This is a genomic window from Rhizobium sp. BK275 (genome assembly GCF_014193555.1).
Taxonomy (GTDB): Bacteria; Pseudomonadota; Alphaproteobacteria; order Rhizobiales; family Rhizobiaceae; genus Rhizobium.
In genome coordinates, this window is sequence record NZ_JACHZL010000010.1 from 50,302 (window position 1) to 66,966 (window position 16,665).

Sequence of the window (16,665 nt, forward strand, 5' to 3'; positions counted from 1 at the left end):
GCAGCGGTTCCGGCAATGGCGGCGGCAGCGGTTCCGGCAATGGCGGCGGCAGCGGTTCCGGCAATGGCGGCGGCAGCGGTTCCGGCAATGGCGGCGGCAGTGGCTCCGGCAATGGCGGCGGCAGCGATTCCGGCAATGGCGGCAGCAGCGGCTCGGACAATGGCTCCGACAAGGGCAACTCGGATAAGGGCAATTCCGACAATGGCAACTCGGACAAGGGCGGACACAACCGCGGCTGATCCGATGTCCTGATCCGGGAGAGGGGCTTCAAGAACCGAAGCCCTTCTTCAATGGCGGTATCGAAATGCGGTCCGGCGGCGGTGTCTTGTCGCCACCATCTGCCGGGCGCATTCCCTTTCCTCTCTCATTCCTGTGCCCGCGTGCTGGCGCAAAGGAAGTCACAGGAATTCAGGCGTCGGCTCTGCGGTGACGGTTCATATGTGACTGCGTAGGAGTCACCGCGGCCAAAAAGGGCGGGCGCTGAATCTCTGTGAGATAACTCGGGGCTGGGCCGGGAACACAGAGATGAGGGGGGAGAGGGATATTTGTGAGGGGCCGGGATCCGGGGAGGGGATGCCGGCTTTGGGGGGCAGAAAGGGGGTGCCGCGAGGTGCCCCTTTTTTGCGGCATCATGGAGCAAGTGCCACAAGATTTCGATGAGGGCTGATGCTACTGCATAATTCCTTAAATCGGAATCGATTTAAGGACAAAATTATGCAGAAACTCAAAGTGTTACAGCGTCCTTTGCGCGTCTTAAAAGACGCGCGGCGCTGTAGAGCCTTTCCTGGTTAGATTGAAGCATTCTGCCGGAGCAGGTTTTCGTCAGGGCAAAGGCTGATGGAGAAGGGCATACTCCAAGGTACGTCCGAGCCGATCGCCTTTGATCCTGGCGGAAAGATGCCCGGCCTAGCTGGTTTGCAAGCAAACCACCGGGGTTGGCTGAAACGGGCCGTCTGATCAGGCGATCGCACCGCCATCCGCAGTCAGTATCGCGCCGGTTATAATGCTCGCCGCGGGACTGGCCAGAAAGACAACCGCGTTCGCAACTTCGCGGGCCTCGGCGAAGCGTCCCAAGGATGTCATGCCTCGCTGGAATTCGGCGGCGGGACCGCTCGCTGGATTCGAGTCCGTGTCGGTCGAACCAGGTTGCACGAGGTTGACGGTGATTGCACTAGGCCCCAGCTCTCGCGAAAGGCCGCGCGTGAAGGAGGTAAGAGCCGCTTTGGACATCGCATAGGCCGTTACGCCTGCGAAGGGTACACGTTCACCGAGACCCGACCCGATGGAAATGATGCGTCCACCTGCCTTCAGATACGGAATTGCCGCCTTTGCAAACAGCACAGGCGCACGAACGTTGATATCCATCATCTTCTGATAGGCTTCGACATCGAGGTCTGCGATCGTGCCATTCATCCCGACCGCAGCCGAGTTGACGAGAATATCGAGCCCACCAAGCTTATCGAGCGCTTCATTCACAGACCGCTGAATGGCCTTCGGATCGGCGCTGTCGGCTTGGATCGCAAAGGCACGTCGCCCCGCGCGCTGGATGGATTCGGTGACATTTTTGGCTCTCTCCTCCGAGTTCTGATATGTGAGTGCGACATCAGCGCCGTTCTCTGCCAGAGCGAGCGCGATTGCCGCTCCGATCCCGCGCGAGCCGCCTGTGACAAAAGCGAGTTTGCCCTCAAGATTGATCATGTGTTCCTCGTTCGGTTGTTGGATTTGTCGAGCTCGGGGATGAATCCCATAGGCTCGGCAGACAATATCTGAGAGCGCTGGGTCGCCTCTCGTAGTGCCAACTAGCGGAACGCTGTGTCGCGCAAGGAGGAACAGTTGCCCGCAGGGTGAACGGTTTTTCGCCGCTCGCCTGTTCCAACACATTAGGTGCTTTACTGGTTCGATGACCGCTGTTGGCGCAAAGCTGCCATGAACGCCACAGCCTTGACCGGTGGCACCTGCTACCGAATTCCGCTCTTTTGTTGTGCGGAGTCCCCGAAGGGGTATCCTCACTGCCGCGATCTGATCTTGGAACGTGATCAGCCGGTCAGATCGGGCGCGCCGACCCTCTGTCCATACGTCAGCCTCACCCTTTCGATGCCTTCGCCAGCATCTCGCTCAGCGTTGCCGCCGAGAGCATGGCTTCGGCCAGGAGCTTCTTGAGCTTCTGGTTCTCTTCCTCCAGTGCTCTCATCCTTTTGGCATCGAAACCGACATTTCGCACCTGCAGGGATTGCCATCGATAGAAGGTCGGCTCGCTGATGCCGTACCTGTGGCAGACATCGGCCACCGTCACACCGGCTTTGTGCTCCCTAAGAATGCCCGTAATCTGGTCGTCGTCGAATTTTCTCTTGCCCATCACCGCTTCAGTCCTCGCGAAATGCTCTGTTGAAACTGTCGAGCAATGGCCTGACCGCGTAGAGCGCCACGCTGCTTTGGCCCGTTTCGATCAGTGTCTGTGCGGGCATGCCCGCGACCAGTTCGACATCCCTCATTTTCGCCAGCCGCTCGTCGGTCACACGGATCGTCGCGGCAAAATAGGGCTGGCCGGTCTGCTGATCGATGAGACGGTCGGCCGATACGTATTCGACGCGACCTTTCAGGAGCGGAACGCGCCGCTGATTGTAGGGGAGGAGGTGAACCTGCGCCTCGAGCCCCGCTCGCACGAGATTCATGTCTTCGGGTCTGACGTGGACGGACACGACGAGGCGATCGGAACGCGGCAGGAGATCGACGAGCGGTTCGCCCGCGCCGACCACCCCGCCTGCCGTGTGGATGCGCAGGTTCATGATCGTCCCATCCTCGGGGGCACGGATATCGGTCCTCAGGAGCTGGTCGTCGATCGCCCGTAGGCGCTCGCGCAGCTGCATGATCCGGCTTTCCGTATCGCGCATGCCCTGGGCGACTTCGCTCAACCGGTCGCTCTCGAGCTTTGCGAGATCGGCCTGTGTCTCGCTGATCCCCTGGTAGGCGCGCGAGATCTGCGCCTCGACCTGACCCTGCTGGCCATCAAGATCTGCTTTTTCCCGCTGGAGGTTGAGAAGCCTGCTCTTTTTTTCCAGTCCCTTGGCGTTGAGGGACTTCACCTGATCCAGTTCCTGGGTCGAGATCGCGGCTCTGTCTGCCAGTGCCGCCTTCTGCGCGCCCAGTCCGACGATTTCCTGCCGCACCTGCGCGATCTTTTCATTGGCGATCTGGATTTCGGCCTGCATCACCCGGCGACGGGCCTCGAAGATTTTCTGTTGCCCGGTCAGGATCGCGCCGACCGAAGGATATCTGTCCATCGCTGCCCGGAGATCTTGCGGATAGATGACACGGTCGCCGCCCGTCTGCTCCGCAAACAGGCGGGCGCGGCTTCCTTCGGCGTCCCAAAGCTGCCCTTGAATGCTGTCGCGCTCCGCGCGGAACTTCGTATCGTCGAGTTCGATCACGATCTGTCCGCCCATGACCCTGTCGCCGTTCTTGACGAGGATCCGCCTGATAATGCCGCCTTCCAGATGCTGGATGGTCTTGCGGCTGGTTTCCGGCTCGATGACGCCAGATGCGATCGCAGCGCTTTTCAGCGGCGCCAGAACCGACCAGCCGCCCAATCCGACGATGAAGACGAGGATCAACAGGTTACCCGTCCAGACAACGCCTCTGAGCCCCGGCATGGGGGAAGGGGGGGCGAACCCGTGCTGGCTCTGTTCGATCACTGGCGAAAGGGCCGTCCGCCGCCTGGCTGCCGCTGTCGATCGTCGCGCGAACTGCCGGCACGCCCTTGTCCAGTTTGAAATTCTCGCCGGCATTGCGTCCAGTTGAACAAGGGTCATGGCGGCGTCCCTCCCTATGTTCCGGTTCGAGACGGCGGTTGAAGATAGGTTTCATAGATCCGCTCGCTGTCGCCGAAGGCCGCCACCGTTCCGTTGCGCATGATGGCGATCTTGTTGGTGACCGGCAGGATCCCCATCCGGTGCGTTATGATAACGACGGTCATCCCACGGGATTTCATGCGCTCGATCGCATTGAACAGCATGCGTTCGCCGTCATAATCCAGGCTCGAATTCGGATCGTCGAGAACGATCAGGGACGGATTTCCATAGGCCGCCCGCGCCAGCCCCAGCTGCTGGCGCTGAGCGCGAAGGAGCAGGTTTCCGCCTTCACCGATATCGGTCTCATAGCCCCGGGGCAGGCGCATGATCGCTTCGTGCAATCCAACCAGCTTTGCGGCGTCGATCGCCTTGCCGGGATCTCCTCCGTCCAGCCGGCCGATCACGTCCTTGATTGCGCCGCCGAAGAGTTCGATGTCCTGCGGCAGGTAGCCGACATGGCGGGTCCCGCCGCAAAGGCGCAGCGCCGAGATATCGACCCCGCCGAGAAGGGCACATCCGCTCGTTGCCTCCACGACGCCTGCCATGACGCGTCCGAGTGTCGATTTCCCCGATCCTGAGGGACCGATGAGCGCGACGCAATCGCCAGGTGCCAGGCGCAAGGTGACATCGGTCAATATCGGCTGATTGGCTGATGGCCTGATATAGCTGACATTGTCGAGAACGAGGCCACCGGGTTCCGGCACCGGCACCATTCGGGGGTCGGATCCCGATGCAACTGATATCAGCATGTTGTTCAGGCGATTGAAGGCATTGCGCGCATAGGTAAAGGCGCGCCATGCCCCGATCGCGCCCTCGATCGGTGCGAGCCCGCGCCCGAGCAGCAGGCTGGCAACGAAGATGATTCCGGGGCTGCCGTTGTTTTCGAGCACCAGCCATGTCGCGGATCCCATCATGAGGATCTGCGCGAGCGTGCGGATCGATTTGGAGAAACCGAGAATGATCTCCGTGCGATGCATCGCGATGTCCTGCGACCGTCTTGCCATTTCCGCATCGCGATAGACGATCTGCGCTGCGCCATCCTGCATGCCCATTGCCCTGATCACCTCGAGGTTCTTGAGGGCGGTCGCAAATCTGAGATAGCTTCTCGAAAGGGCAAGATTGGCCTGGCCGAGCGGCTCCTGCGTCGCCAGTTCCGTCAGGAACGCAAACAGCAGAAGCGCACATGCGCTCAGAAGACCGATGGCCCCGAGCAGCGGATGAACGAGAAAGAGCAGGAGCAGGAACAGCGGCGCCCAGGGAACGTCGAAGAACAGCGAGCTGGCCGGTGAATCGAGGAACTGGCGCAGTGCGGCGAGGTCCCTGTAGCACTCCGTGGCGGCTCCCGTATCGGCGCGGGCGGCATATTCGAACGATGCCGTCAGCACCATGGGCCGCAGCCTGTGGTCCAACCAGCTGCCGATGCGCGAAAGAGCCGCCCTGCGCACGATATCGAGCACGGACCCGACCAGCACGGCGACGGCGATGATCAAGGTCAGCATCAGGAGCGTGTCGACGCTTCGGCTCGACAGGACCCTGTCATAGATCTGCAGGAGATAGATGGAAGGCGCCAGAAGAAAGAGATTGTAGCCGCAGCTGTAAAGGAAGACCAAGCCGAAGGCTCCGGCACAGGCTCGGAGCGCGACAACGAGGTGTGTCTGCGGGCGCGATAGCTTTGTAGACATCGTTGCCATTATCAGATCTCGCTGCATTTGATACTGACAAGGAGAAGCTGCCTGCCGGTTCGGCAGAAGATCAGGGTCGCCAGCCGAAACCGGCGACCCTCAGGGCTTGAAATCATGAGCCGAGATGGCTGACGTCGATATGGCCGAAGGCGTTGATGAAATGATCGAGTGAATTGTTCACCGTCGTCGTTTCGGGATCGGTGTGAACCAGAGCCGAAGCGATATCGCCGCCCAGAGCGTTGTTTCCGTTGCCGCCGTTGCCGCCGACGCCTGCGAGGATGGTGGCATGCTGGTCAGCCACGAGCTGCGTATATTGTGTCGCGGTCGTCGCCGCATTCACCGTAGCCGTGTCTCCGCCGCTCGTATTGCCTTGATCGCCGTTGGAGTGTGCTTCTCCTCCCGCGCCGCCGGCGCCGCTGGTGAGCGATGCCAGGAAGCCGTTCTGGGCCTGGCTGAAGCCGCCGGGGCCGCCGCCGCCGGCGTCCCAGTCTGCCGTCTGCCAGACGTGATCGCCGTTGTGCAGATGGGTCTCTGCCCCGTAGACCGTTTGTGAGGGGTCCACATAGGCAACCGGATTGTAGTTGATGTTGCCGTGGTTATTGCCATCACCGCCGTTGCCGGCATTGGCGTCGCCCGCATCCGGGTTGTTGAGATAAATCGTGTCAGACATTTGTGGAATAGGCATTGATCTCACTCCTTCTACTTCGTTTCGTCCGTGAATCTTTTACGGCGTCCCCCTTACGGCGTGGGTATTCGATGTCACCGCCAGCCAATACAACCGCGGGCGAATATTGCCTTCGATTTAAACTTCTAACTATCTAGATATTCGGCGACGTTCCTTTGGGTGTATACTTCGATATGACGGAGCGTTGCTTTGGATTGGTGCCGGGCGATCCGGCGTTGACCGAAAAACGTTCATGTCCCGCCGCGAGAAAGGGGATGCAGGCTGTTGGAACCTCTCGTCCGGAGGCGGATCTGGTGCTGTCGAACCCGGACAAGGGGAGGCTGCGGCCATGACGGCCAAATGGCTACGTCCTAGCCGAGGGGATGTAGACGAATTGCAGGCTCTGCTTTTCTGACGTTCGGAGGCACAATGCCCTGATAATTCGGGCTAGATGGGCTGGACGCGCGCTGGCCGCGCAACGGAGACGGTAATGACGGAAACTCGTCCCTTGTCGGAAGACGTGCCCAAAACGGGCACCGATCAAAACCCCGCCTCCAATGTGGCCGCGGGGCATCTGGCGCTGGTGCCGACCTGGCTTCCGTTGGATGTCGCTTCCGGTCCGAGTTACACGTCAGCCGGCAGCGGCGGTAACGGGATCAGCGAGGGCGTGATCAGCAGCAACGCATTGGCCGTCTTCATGCCGTCCAATGCCGCGATTGCGGGACCTCATTCAAGTGTCGACGCCGTTCAGGGCAACGATGCGCTCATCAATCAGCATGCCACCGAGATGGCCGGCATCGGCGGGAATGGTGGAAACGGCAATGTTGCCATCGGCGGCGGCGACGGCGGCAGTCATGCCGGCAGCGGCGGCAATGGGGTCTTCTACGGCGGCCTCGTCAGCACCGAAACCGCGCTGTTTGTCCCTGTCAATACTGCCGTGGCTGCAGGCCCTGGTGCGGTGGCTCACGCCGACCAATCGAACAACGCGCTGTTCCTGCAGGGCGCAACCCAGATCGGCGGCATGGGCGGCTCGGGGGGAGACCATAATGTCGCGGGCCATGACTCGCTGAGCCCGGGAACATCGCTGACATTGACCGGCGACTTTTATGCGGGCCACGGCGGCAATGGATATTTCGTCGGCAGCATGGTCGACGTGAGTATTGCCATCTTCTCGCCGATCAACATCGCCATCGGCGCCGCAGGCGGCTCGGCAACGGCGCATCAGACAAACAATGTCATTTTCGATCAGGGGACCGTGCAGATCGCCGGCATCGGCGGCAATGGCGGCAGCTTCAACCTGTCGTCGGACACGATTTTCACCGGCAGCCAGACGGGCGGCGGCGGCGGGGTCGGCTCCTCGACCGGCAGCATGGTCGACGTCAATTTCGGCTATTTCCATCCCATCAACATTGCCGTTCCCGCCGGCGGTACGGCAGACGCCCAACAGATCGATCATGTTCTCTATGATCAGGACGCGCTCCAGATGGCCGGCATCGGGGGCCACGGCGGAGTGGGCAACCTCACGGACGCCCATTCGGCTCTCGTGGACGATATCATGGGCTTCCTGCACGGCTAGCGCATTTCCGTTCTTCTTCGAATTTTGGCGTCATCCTCGGGCTTGTCCCTGATATCTGCCACATTTGCGACTATTTGACAGCCATCCAAGGCGCGCAATGCAGGAAGTGGCGGGCCGGCTTTGCTGGAATTGCCCCCTGACGCGCCGCCTTCAATCTTGCGCTATGTCGTCGCCGTAGCAGATATCAGGGACAAGCCCGAGGATGACGGTCGAGGGGCGACCCTACTGGCCGTTGCCTCCGGCCGGCATCTGTCTGTGCCAGCGCAGTGCTGCCTGCGTGAAAACGATGAGAGCCGGCATTAACACCCAATGGCCCCCAGTTATTCAGTAATCATAAAGGGTTACCAGCGATCTCAGGCTTTTGCCGCTTTTCGCGTTGGAGGTTTCGGCGTCGAGGTCTGCGGCTGCTTTGAAATGAGATATGGGAACAAAACCGAACGGATCACCAGCGCGTTCCATCCAACGTCTCATTCCCCAATGGATCTGAAGCAGATCGCCTGCCTTTTCAGTGCCTTTGAAAGCTTTGTTGAGGCGCTTTCCATACGTGAATTCTGCAAAGACTGGACAGTTTGCGGCGACAAGTCGAACCGGTAAGTCCTCGCAGATACGCTTTCCAAAGTGCTCTACAGGCCCAGTTGTCTCTCACCTGAATCTTATAGACTATAAGAATTATCATGAGAGATCAGACTATTGAGGCTGGCAATACACTCGTTTTTTCTCATGACATGAAGCGAGAACAGGAATAATGTGAATAGCTGTTGGGTTGCAAATCTTGTGGGGAGCACGCAAGTGTCCGACAGTGCTAAATCTAAGCGCCGTACGGGGCGCAATGCACCAACTGTGATCATAATTGAGCATTCTACACTGGCTCGCACTACCGTCGTGAAGCTTCTTCAGCATGAGCTCGCGGGGTGGAACTTTATCGACCTGATCTCGACCGAGAGCCTCGATCGGGCTCTTGGAGCCGAGGTGCGTTTGATCGCACTGGATCTGGCAGGCAGAGGTGTCGAGAGCCCCAGCCTGCGAGATGATCTCGCGGCAATTGCTGCACGTTTTCCTGAGGCGCCTATCACGTTGCTCTCAGGGACCGACGACGTCGACATAGCCCGTCAGGCGCTCAAGATGGGTATCCGCGGCTTTTTCTCGACGTCGGTTCCGATCGACATCGCGCTTGCCGGCCTTCGTCTCGTCCTGGCGGGAGGAACGTTCTTCCCGCAGCTGTTGGGCGCGGTGACGAACGGCCCGAACGAGCATGTTCCGGCCAGAAGCGAGGCCGAAAGAAGCCTGGATGACAGGACGCAGTACCTGGCGATGGCCGAATTCACGCCGCGGGAAGCGGATGTGCTGGCAGCGTTGCAGAGCGGCTGCTCGAACAAGGTGATTGCCGGAAAACTCAATCTGTCGGGGCATACGGTGAAGATGCATCTGCAGCACATCATGCGCAAGCTGCAGGCGCAGAACCGCACTGAAGTGGTCGCCCGGCTTGTTCAAAGAGCCGCCGGCGGGCCTGACGTCTCGCCGGGTTAGGCGAGGTCTCAGGGTAGGGCGCTGGCGCACCGTTTTCGTCGGGTTTCGGGCAGGATTTGATGCCGCCTTACTAGGGATCCTCACATGGACAAAGCGACGACCATCATTGGAATAGACTGCAGCCCACGCGCGTCCAGTAACTCAGGGCGGATGCTTGGCGAGGTTCTTCGCTCGCTCGAGAGAGAGCGGCGGGTGAAGGTCGCAGAACAGGTGCGTCTGGCCGATGAGCGTATCGACTGTCTCGGGTGCGAGCAGTGTTATCAAACGTTCGGATACCACGGCGACGGGATCGATCGTGTTCTGTCACGCATGAAAGAGGCGGACGTGGTTCTGATGGCTACTCCCACCTGCTTCGGAATACCGCCGGCCCTGGGCGTCGTCTTGCTCGACAGATCAGATCCCCTGTGGCGCGACGGACAACAGCTCAAAGGAAAACTCGGAGCGGTCATCGTCAACGGCGCCACCGATCCCGCTGATGATCCGAGTGTGCGCCAATGCGCGGACAACATGATCAATTTTTTCGAACAGCACGAGATGCCCTGTGTCCAGCCGGTCCATCTGGGGGGAACGCTCGCGTATCCCGAGCAACGGTTTCCGGACCCGCTCCCCGCCGGGACGACAGGCGTTCTCGAGCAATTGGCTGACGAGATCCGGCAGTGGGTCGGGAGCAGGTGATACCGGCACATCTCTTGCCTCCTCGCGTGGTGATGGTCTGCTCCCTGAAAAGTGGTCCTCCCTGATGTATGGCTTTCGAGCCGATGGAGGATTTAAGAATGCCGAGAAGACACAGCGCGGAAGAGATCATCACGAAGCTTCGGCAGGTTGATGTGCTGAGTGGGCAGGGCAAATCGGTCGCCGAGGCGGTGCGGTCGATAGGTGTGAGTTCTACCGATCGGCCTCGTTAAGAACGGGGGGATTACCCCGGCGCCTCTCAATCCCCGTTACCATTTCGCAGGAATTGCCACTCGATACCGGTAATCCGCGTCGGCTTGACGATGTGCATGCGCGCCTGCAGCAGCCGCAGGGTTGGAACGAGTTTTTGGGGATCGGCAATCTCCGCAGGGACGGGTCTGCCCATCTCTTGATAGTGCAGCTCCATCTCCTCCCGGAAGTCTCTGATATCGAAGGTGTCCACTCCTGCGTTGAACCAGTCTACCAGGATGACATCGCATACAATATCAAGGCTGTTGGGGTCGTCGGCATCGAGCAACGGCGGCATTGGCGGACCTGCTGAAGATGGCGTTCATCCTTAAGTGTCCCCCGAGGCAGTCTTTTCGTCAGGTGGCTGGCGAAGACATCGGGGCTCGCCACCCAGCACAAAGACGAGCCCCAGCCCCGGTGCTTGTCTCATCTGTGCCCTGCACCGCGACATCACGATTAGAACCCCGCGCCTGAAGCGCAGCAATTCGACCAGTTGGATTAGCTCGGCTGGTCGCTGCAGAAAATCCAGCTTCTGCGGGATTTTTACGCCCGGAGTCCACAAATAAACCTGTGGATAAAATCGGCGCGATGCATTGTGATTAGCCTGCTGCGGCCGCTGATCTAATCCTCTCCCGGTACTGCCGCACTACCCATAGACATCATAATCCACCGCCGCCTTCACCCCGGTCCCCGCCCGGTGATGCGGCTTCTGCGCTGATGTCAGCGCCCGCGTATCGCCCTCATTCGGCGAGGGCAGGCCGCGATCCTTCATGTCTTCCTTGCTTTCGAGCTGGATCTTGCCGGCCAGTCGCGCAGGAGCGTAATTCCAAACTTCGGCGCTGCTGCCTTCAATCGCTCGATATCGGCAGGAGTCGGCGGCCCGGCCACGTCCCCCTCCCGGAGTTCATGGCCACCCTCGGCGAGAAACTGCTCGAACATGCTCGGCGAGCCTATGAGGATGTAGCGAACGGGCCGATCGCCGGGGTTCATGAGCTGGTGCGGGACACCGCGCCGCAAGAAGATGCTTTCGCCCGACGAGAGCGTTCGGGCTTCGCCATCCACAATTGCGGTCAACTGTCCTTCGATGACGTAGACCGTCTCATCGTCATCCGCATGAACATGGATGGGTGTCTTCGTCTGTCCGCCGCTTCTGTTTTCGAAAAGACAGAACAAGCCGTCCGTCTGTTTTCCGGAAACCAGCCGTTTCATGACGACGCCGGCGAGCACGAATTCCTTCGGTTCAGAATCTGTCATGTTTGACCAGGCCTCCGGGGAAGGGTTGTTGTCGCGTCTGGGGATTCTCTGGGGGCGTGCGGACGTCTGAATCTCCTCAAGACCCCGCCCCAAACCCCTCCCCACAAGGGGGAGGGGCTTAACTTGGCGCACCCGCTTTCCAAATCCTCGACGTTTCTGGAAGAGTGAGCCGATGCCCCCGGGTTTGTCCCTCCCCCTTGTGGGGAGGGGTTGGGGAGGGGTTTTCAGCTACACACGCCGCCGCCAATCTGCCATTCTCCACGCTACCCATACACATCATAGTCCACCGCTGCCTTCACCCCAGTCCCCGCCCGGTGACGAACCTTCTTCGCCACCGGCTGCGCGAATGTCAGCGCCAGCGCATCGCCTTCATTGGGCGATGGCAGGCCGCGGTCCTTCATGTCTTCCTTGCTTTCGAGCTGGATCTTGCCGTCCAGCCGCGCCACGGTCTCCGGCCCCACCAGATCCTGATAGAGAGCCTCATTGGCGGGGTCGATCGCGCCGCCGGCTTTCAGCCAGCGTTTCATCTGCCCCCAGATATAGGCGCGCATATTGTAGTAACCAGGGTCCAGCACCCTGGTGGAGCCGAACCAGACGAGCTGCCAGGAGCGGCCCATGACCGTGCCGGCGCTGACGATGCCCGTTCCATAGCCGGCATCGACGAAGACCGCATCCGCCTCATATTCATCCTCCAGCCGGGCAATGAGATTGGCGACCTCGATATCGTTGTCGTTGCGGGCAATGGTCGCCAGCCGCTTCGAATAGAGGCCCTGGCGCAGCATGATGACAGTCGGGTCATCGCCCGTCCAAGCGGGGTCGACGCCGATAATGACCGGCGCGAAGCCATATTGCTCGGATCGAAGATGGACGCTGCGCGCCCGGTCGGCATCATCTGCGGAGATGAACTGCATGGCGGACTGGCTCGGAAACTGGCCGCGCACGCGCACCTTGACGATATCGCTATCCTCGCCGTGATCGTCCACGAGACGTTGCAGGAACTGCTTGTTGGTGCCAGGCACCGAGCGGCTGTCGATCTGCCTTCCGGTCCAACGGTGACGGAAGCGGCGGAAACACTCGCGGAAACGGCCGCTGTTCCGCGTCGGGTTGCCGAAGACGATCCAGATGATGACGGTGTCCTCATCCGTCAGCGCGCCCTCGGCCACTTCCCAGACCTTGTCGTGGATCTTCGAGGCTTCGTCGAAGAGCAACAGGATGATCCTGCCCTTGTTGTGCAGTCCGGCAAAGGCTTCCGTATTGTGCTCGCTCCAGGAGATGAAATCCTGCCGCCAGCTTTCGCTGCGCTCGGGATCGCGCGACTTGATGGACATGGCCTGCACATCGAACCAGTGCGCGGTGATGGAGAGGCGGAACCATTTGCCGATCTCGGGCGCCGTCTTGGTGCGCAGCTGGCCCTCGGTATTGGCTGTTGTGACCACCTTGCAATCGGCAAAACAGGACATCGCCCAGTTGGAGAGCATGCCCATTTCAGCCGATTTGCCGATGCCGTGGCCAGAGGCGACCGCGATCTGCAGCGGCTGATAGCGGGTGGCGGGATCGGCCAGATGGGCGCCGATCAGATCGTTGATCTCGTCCTGCCAGGGGCGGGGGCCGTCATAGCCGGCGAGTTCGCCGATACCCCAGTCCCAGGCGAGCCGGCTCCAGCGTTTCGGGCTGAAACGGCAGGACGCGGCAAGCGCGATGATCTCGTCGTTGGGATCGCGGCTTTCGCCTGAGACGGCGGGCAGGGGTTTTTGAGGCGTCATGCTTATTGGGCCTCACCATCATTGCGCTTTTGTGCCCGCTCCAGCCGCTCGGCCAGCGCGGTGAGGCCCTTGTGCTCGACGATCTCCTTGAAGGCGTTGATGCGGATATGCTTGCCGATCAGTTCCAGCCGGCGCAGCCGCTCGGCGAATTTCACCTTCTTCACATGGCCGACCTGCGTGCGTTCCTTGCCGGTGCCTTCGAAGAGGGCGGTGATTTCGACATCCGTCACCAGCCCCTGCCGCCAGATGGAGGGCCATTCCCTGATCGGCTTGAAATCGCCGTTCTCGTCATAGAGATCGCCGAGGTCGGCTTCCGCTTCGGCCGCAAGCCGCGTCAGCAGCCAGTCCGCATCGATTTTCGTACGCTCCGAGCGCTCCGCCTTCGCCGTTTCGATGGCGGCGGCGATGGCCGGTTTCTGCAGGAGCAGCCAGGCTCTCTTCTTGGCGCCGCGCGGCGAATAGCCGGCCCTGATCGCCGCGTGCGCGCCCACAGTATCGACGAGATATTCTTCCACGAAGCGCTGCTGGCGCGCCGTCAGTTCCGTCATGCGATCGGCTCCCGGTTTGCCGGAGAGAGTGCAGGCCAATGGTTGTCGAGGCGATATCGGACCAAAGTCCTATGCAGGAACTTTTTCGGACACGTGGCGTTTTGCGCTTCTGCCAGACCTCGTTCCCTGCGTTCCTGGCGCTGGAGAGGAAAGAGCCCGTGGGCATGTCCTGAACGGACGATGCCTGCACCCGGTGTGGACCGGATCGCGGCCACGGGGATTAACCACCGCTATTAACCGAAGGAAAAGCTCTTCGTTGCTGAGAAAATCAATTTGATAATACTGCGGCAGAGAGGAGAGGGAGCTTTACGATGCTTGAAAAACTGATAAAATCTCTTGGTGTTTCCAAGAAGAAGCGCCGGGAGAGAGAAATAAACTGGATCGGCTACAGCGAAAAAACTTCCCGGCTGGTGATCGAATTCACCGATGGCACCAAGCGCACCCATCTCAATGTCATGCCGGGCTACATCGTCGGCCTGCGGGTGGCGGCCGATAAGCTGGATTACTACGAATCCCAGATCGTGCCCGCAAATGTCGCCCTCGAAGTATCGGGCGCAAGGGCAATTGCCAATACGAGCACGAGAGCAAGCATCCATATCAGGCCAGGTGTAAACATGGGAGCCCAGAGCATGAGAGCCCAAAACATGGGAGCAAGAGCGGCGGCGGCGCCAAGAAAGCGCGAGGCATAGTCCTGAGATCTCGCCTCAGATCCGCTTCCGGATAGCGACGATGGAACTCTCATCACGACTGATCAAAGAGATCACCTATGATGCGGCGACGCAGACCCTCGACGTCAAGCTTCGCCTGAAAGGCCGTCGCCGCTATTTCAACGTGCCTCCCGCCGTCGTCAAAAACCTGCTCACCGCGCCGTCGCCCGGCTGGTATTACACGCAGCACATCCACCATGCCTTTGCCCGCACCGACGACGAACCTCCTCCACGTTTCTCCTTTTTCCGGCTTCGCTTGCGCCGCCATCCCGCGGCGGGCGGAATTTTGAAGGCCGAGACGCCGCGCCATCAGGGCACAATGCTGCCGGCATGGCTGCAAAAACTGTCTAAGTCCTTGAAAATGAATAAGTGACGCACCAGGGGCGAAAAAACTTTCAAATTTTTCTCGTCATCCGGCACTCTCTTCTGAATTGAATTTCTTTACGCGTATTTTCAGGGAAAGTGGATCACTTATTCAGAATCAATGACTTAGCAGGATTTTGGGGCATTTTTGCTGCACTAATCCGATTTCTTATTCATTTTCAGGTGGTTAGCGGGGATGGAAGAGGAAATGGGGCTGATATTGGTTGTTCCGGGGGTGAGGGATGGCTGGTGTTGTGCCGCGGGACACACCCCTTGCCCGGCAGGGCAGAGGGGGGTAGCCAGGGAATTCAAGGCAGCATGCGACGGCAAGCTCAATCCGGCATCTGAACAAGGTGCCTGTCCGTCAGGTAGCTTCCGCGCGCCACCGCATCCCTCACCACCAATGGACGCAGGTCGACGTTCGCGAGCGTTTCCAGCGGCAGCCAATATTGCTTCAGGTGCTTCTCGTTGCTGACAACGTCATGCCGATCGAGTGACACCAGGAAATAATGCTCGGCCTGCTGGATCAACTGACCGCGATAGCGAAAATGGTTCTCGACGCAGAAGAGATACTGCGCCTGCCTCACCCTGGCATTCGTCTCTTCCTCGAACTCTTTGCGCAGCCGGCTCTCGAACGTATCGCCGATTTCATATTCGCCGCCGATGAAGGCATAACAGGACGATGGATCGTCGGCGGGCTGCTGAACCAGCACCTTTCCATCCTCGACCACGATGCCTGCAACCCTGACCCTCGGAATCCGCCTGGTAGCTACGGCCTGAAAGAACCGGTCCTGACTGGATTCCACGATGCTTCCTCCGGGTGAATGACGAACTCCGGCACAGTTATTGGGCAATCCCCGGACAGGTCAAGACTGCGCACATGGAAGCCTGCGCCACCGCATCTTCCACCACCGACGGACGCAGGCCAAAGGTTTCAGCTTTTCCGGCCTCGGATGCTATTCATGCGCAGCTCTGGCGTAAGCCACACCCAGAACCGCACCGTAGACCAGGTGAAGAACAAGGGTGGCCACGACCGCCCGAAGGCCGAGCGACAGTGCGAACAGGCCATGGCCGGCCATGGGCATGAAGACGATCATCATCGCGAGCCAGGCTAAAGCTCCGAAAATGAGGCCCCTGACGACCGGGAGGCCCGGAAGGTCTGCGTGCATCGCCGCATAGATGGTGCCCCAGACGATTGTTCCGAGGGCAAAGTGGCCGATCCATCCGAACGACAGGGCCATGATCGTGCCTGCCGGCAGTTGGGCCAGACGCGCGATATCTGCGATTACATCGAGCTGCGGCATCAGGCCCGCCGCCTTCTGGGCTATCATCAGGATGGAAATTACGACCGTGGCTGTGAAGCCGGCGATCAGCCCGGCCCGTTCATCCAGGAGCGTCGGCATTGGGTGGTGGAGGAGTTTCATGGCGTTGCCTCATGAGCATAAGGTTGACACGCGAATTCCGAACCGGGTCGATTCGGAGCCGCGCGCCTGCCAGAGGCATGACCGCATCCTCGATTTCATGGGAACCCGGCATGTACCGCTAGCAGGCTCCAACATCATTATACACCGATTGCGCTTAAAAGATCAGCAATTTGATGTGGCAATCAGGCGCTCGGCCGACGCCTCGCGGTATCGTTCGGACGTCGCAACAGCACGTATGGCCCACCCCGGCAGCCCGGCAGGACAGAGGGGGGGCCGGGGGACGCAAGAGAGAATTCAGGCTCGATCCGGCATCCGGATAAGGCACTCGTCCGTGAGACAGCTTCTTCGCACTACTGTGCCATTCCCGCGCAGGTCAAGTTGCATACCA

General features: G+C 60.0%; 19 protein-coding genes. 6 read left to right on the top strand and 13 right to left on the bottom strand.

The window, feature by feature from the left end:
• Window positions 1–239, top strand: a 239-nt coding sequence (locus FHT82_RS27275) for a hypothetical protein (protein WP_183735833.1), incomplete at its 5' end; no start/stop codon positions are given.
• Between the two features lie 718 nt (window positions 240–957).
• Here the strand turns inward: FHT82_RS27275 and FHT82_RS27280 are convergent.
• The 5 genes from FHT82_RS27280 to FHT82_RS27300 all read right to left on the bottom strand — a co-directional run bounded on the left by FHT82_RS27280 (window position 958) and on the right by FHT82_RS27300 (window position 6,215).
• The gene (locus FHT82_RS27280) at window positions 958–1,698 is read right to left on the bottom strand and encodes an SDR family oxidoreductase (RefSeq protein ID WP_183735834.1); all 741 of its coding nucleotides are present in this window, start codon (window positions 1,696–1,698) and stop codon (window positions 958–960) included.
• 385 nt (window positions 1,699–2,083) lie between these two features.
• On the bottom strand, window positions 2,084–2,356 hold the full coding sequence (locus tag FHT82_RS27285; RefSeq protein WP_183735835.1) for a transposase: 273 nt from the start codon (window positions 2,354–2,356) through the stop codon (window positions 2,084–2,086).
• Between the two features lie 7 nt (window positions 2,357–2,363).
• On the bottom strand, window positions 2,364–3,809 hold the full coding sequence (locus FHT82_RS27290) for an HlyD family type I secretion periplasmic adaptor subunit (RefSeq protein ID WP_183735836.1): 1,446 nt from the start codon (window positions 3,807–3,809) through the stop codon (window positions 2,364–2,366).
• 14 nt (window positions 3,810–3,823) lie between these two features.
• Window positions 3,824–5,539, bottom strand: a complete 1,716-nt coding sequence (locus tag FHT82_RS27295; RefSeq protein ID WP_183735837.1) for a type I secretion system permease/ATPase — start codon at window positions 5,537–5,539, stop codon at window positions 3,824–3,826.
• 103 nt (window positions 5,540–5,642) lie between these two features.
• Entirely contained in the window at window positions 5,643–6,215 is a 573-nt protein-coding gene (locus tag FHT82_RS27300) for a PE-PGRS family protein (protein ID WP_183735838.1), read from the bottom strand.
• 469 nt (window positions 6,216–6,684) lie between these two features.
• Between FHT82_RS27300 and FHT82_RS27305 the strand changes: the two genes are divergently transcribed.
• A complete protein-coding gene (locus FHT82_RS27305) occupies window positions 6,685–7,770 on the top strand; it encodes a hypothetical protein (RefSeq protein WP_183735839.1) in 1,086 nt (361 codons plus the stop codon).
• A 324-nt stretch (window positions 7,771–8,094) separates the two neighbouring features.
• Here the strand turns inward: FHT82_RS27305 and FHT82_RS30595 are convergent, their stop codons facing one another.
• Window positions 8,095–8,229 (bottom strand): hypothetical protein, encoded by a 135-nt coding sequence (locus FHT82_RS30595; protein WP_281412309.1) that lies wholly within the window; start codon window positions 8,227–8,229, stop codon window positions 8,095–8,097.
• A gap of 330 nt (window positions 8,230–8,559) precedes the next feature.
• Between FHT82_RS30595 and FHT82_RS27310 the strand changes: the two genes are divergently transcribed.
• Together FHT82_RS27310 and FHT82_RS27315 are read left to right on the top strand one after the other, a co-directional pair.
• Window positions 8,560–9,297, top strand: coding sequence for a response regulator transcription factor (locus FHT82_RS27310; RefSeq protein WP_183735840.1), 738 nt, complete (start codon window positions 8,560–8,562; stop codon window positions 9,295–9,297).
• Window positions 9,298–9,381: 84 nt separating this feature from the next.
• Entirely contained in the window at window positions 9,382–9,972 is a 591-nt protein-coding gene (locus FHT82_RS27315; RefSeq protein WP_183735841.1) for a flavodoxin family protein, read from the top strand.
• Window positions 9,973–10,228: 256 nt separating this feature from the next.
• On the opposite strand, the gene FHT82_RS27320 is transcribed toward FHT82_RS27315, so the two are convergent.
• From FHT82_RS27320 to FHT82_RS27340, 5 genes are all read right to left on the bottom strand, one after another.
• On the bottom strand, window positions 10,229–10,516 hold the full coding sequence (locus tag FHT82_RS27320; protein ID WP_183735842.1) for a hypothetical protein: 288 nt from the start codon (window positions 10,514–10,516) through the stop codon (window positions 10,229–10,231).
• Between the two features lie 348 nt (window positions 10,517–10,864).
• A complete protein-coding gene (locus FHT82_RS30600) occupies window positions 10,865–10,990 on the bottom strand; it encodes a hypothetical protein (RefSeq protein ID WP_281412310.1) in 126 nt (41 codons plus the stop codon).
• Window positions 10,987–11,472 (bottom strand): cupin domain-containing protein, encoded by a 486-nt coding sequence (locus FHT82_RS27330; RefSeq protein ID WP_183735843.1) that lies wholly within the window; start codon window positions 11,470–11,472, stop codon window positions 10,987–10,989. The genes FHT82_RS30600 and FHT82_RS27330 overlap by 4 nt, the downstream gene beginning before the upstream one ends.
• Before the next feature lie 263 nt (window positions 11,473–11,735).
• A complete protein-coding gene (locus FHT82_RS27335) occupies window positions 11,736–13,235 on the bottom strand; it encodes a terminase (RefSeq protein ID WP_183735844.1) in 1,500 nt (499 codons plus the stop codon).
• Window positions 13,236–13,237: 2 nt separating this feature from the next.
• Window positions 13,238–13,783 (bottom strand): terminase small subunit, encoded by a 546-nt coding sequence (locus tag FHT82_RS27340; RefSeq protein WP_183735845.1) that lies wholly within the window; start codon window positions 13,781–13,783, stop codon window positions 13,238–13,240.
• A gap of 311 nt (window positions 13,784–14,094) precedes the next feature.
• On the opposite strand from FHT82_RS27340, the gene FHT82_RS27345 reads away from it, so the two are divergent.
• Window positions 14,095–14,472 (top strand): KTSC domain-containing protein, encoded by a 378-nt coding sequence (locus FHT82_RS27345; RefSeq protein ID WP_183735846.1) that lies wholly within the window; start codon window positions 14,095–14,097, stop codon window positions 14,470–14,472.
• A gap of 40 nt (window positions 14,473–14,512) precedes the next feature.
• Window positions 14,513–14,863: a KTSC domain-containing protein gene (locus FHT82_RS27350; protein WP_183735847.1), complete on the top strand. Its 351-nt coding sequence runs from the start codon at window positions 14,513–14,515 to the stop codon at window positions 14,861–14,863.
• Window positions 14,864–15,185: 322 nt separating this feature from the next.
• On the opposite strand, the gene FHT82_RS27355 is transcribed toward FHT82_RS27350, so the two are convergent.
• Window positions 15,186–15,659 carry an NUDIX domain-containing protein gene (locus tag FHT82_RS27355; RefSeq protein WP_183735848.1) on the bottom strand — a complete coding sequence of 158 codons (474 nt, stop codon included), beginning with the start codon at window positions 15,657–15,659 and terminating at the stop codon, window positions 15,186–15,188.
• Between the two features lie 150 nt (window positions 15,660–15,809).
• Window positions 15,810–16,277, bottom strand: a complete 468-nt coding sequence (locus tag FHT82_RS27360; protein ID WP_246698235.1) for a DUF1440 domain-containing protein — start codon at window positions 16,275–16,277, stop codon at window positions 15,810–15,812.
• Between the last annotated feature and the right edge of the window lie 388 nt (window positions 16,278–16,665).